This is a genomic window from Microcoleus sp. w2-18bC1, assembly GCF_036700365.1.
GTDB lineage: Bacteria > Cyanobacteriota > Cyanobacteriia > Cyanobacteriales > Microcoleaceae > Microcoleus.
In genome coordinates this window covers 1-1,081 of record NZ_JAUBOS010000169.1, presented here as the reverse complement: position 1 = coordinate 1,081, position 1,081 = coordinate 1, and the positions used below count along the sequence as shown (strand labels likewise).

The following is a 1,081-nucleotide window of genomic DNA, read 5'->3' as shown; positions in this document are numbered from 1 at the left end:
AGGCTACGAGTGTTCCATATTATTTATTCCGCTGTCCTTCGATATATTTTCTCACAGTTTCAGTTGAAACGTTGCCAACGCTACCGACAAAATAACTGGGAGTCCACAATGTAGGCAATTTCAACAATTCAGGAAACTCTTTTCTCAAGTAACTCGATGCCCTGCCTTTGACCCTCTGCATAACAAAGCTAGCAGAATCAGTCGGCTTAACGTTAACCAATAAATGTACATGGTCTGGCATGATTTCCAAAGCAATGATTTTCCATCTGTTTTCCGTCACTACCTCGAAAATAATTTCTTGTAGTCGTTCCGCGATTTTACCTACCAGTACGGCTTTACGGCGTTTGGGGATAAAGACAAAGTGCATATTGATCAGTGAAACGGCCTTGCTCTCGTGCCGATACTCTAAATCTTTTTTTGACAAACTCGCCATAGAGTGAATAACTCCGTTGATTAATAGTGTATAATCAACATATCACAGCAACAAAAGTTAAATAATGTTTGGGTGTCAACAAATACTACTCAAGCCTGACAAAGAACTCAAAGCAGTTCTAGAATATATTTGCCAGGAATCGAACAAGCTGCACAATTGTGCGGTCTACTACGCTCGCCAAATATATTTCAAAACTGACACTTTCGTCCGCCCATTTGACGTAATCAACGCTTTAAAACGCAATTCCCATTACGGGGCTTTATGCGCTCAAGCTGCTCAGCAGACTTGCGGTGCTGTCGGTGAATCAGTAAAATCTTTCAAAGGACTAATTAAATTATTTTGGGATGGCAAGCTTGAATTTAAGCCCAAATTTCCCAATTACCGTACTCCTGGCGGATTTCATTTGATAGCTTATCCGAAGCAAGCGCTTGGAAAAAAGTTGAGCGACGGTCAAGTTTCAATTCCTCTCGGTCAAAAAGTAACAACTTGGTTTGGACTGAAGAACTTTCAAGTTCCCATGCCTACCAACTTAGACTATGCCGATATCAGAGAAATTAGAATTCTTCCCAGAAATAGCTGTTTTTACGCCGAGTTTGTTTACAAGGTATCTAGCATTCAAACTGTGACAGACAGTCAAAAAGCTTTAGG

The 1,081-nt window shown here is 40.5% G+C and carries 1 protein-coding gene and 1 pseudogene; one reads left to right on the top strand and one right to left on the bottom strand.

The genetic code is table 11. The features are described 5' to 3' along the window. Positions 1–19: 19 nt before the first annotated feature. Positions 20–433: an IS200/IS605 family transposase gene (gene tnpA, locus QT979_RS28890; protein ID WP_333312393.1), complete on the bottom strand. Its 414-nt coding sequence runs from the start codon at positions 431–433 to the stop codon at positions 20–22. 64 nt (positions 434–497) lie between these two features. Here tnpA and QT979_RS28885 point away from each other — a divergent pair. After that, a pseudogene (locus QT979_RS28885) lies at positions 498–1,081 on the top strand (RNA-guided endonuclease TnpB family protein); the annotation flags it as partial.

Excerpts from the sequence above, each read along its gene's own strand:
- tnpA (WP_333312393.1), bottom strand. The coding sequence starts at position 433 with ATGGCGAGTTTGTCAAAAAAAGATTTAGAGTATCGGCACGAGAGCAAG.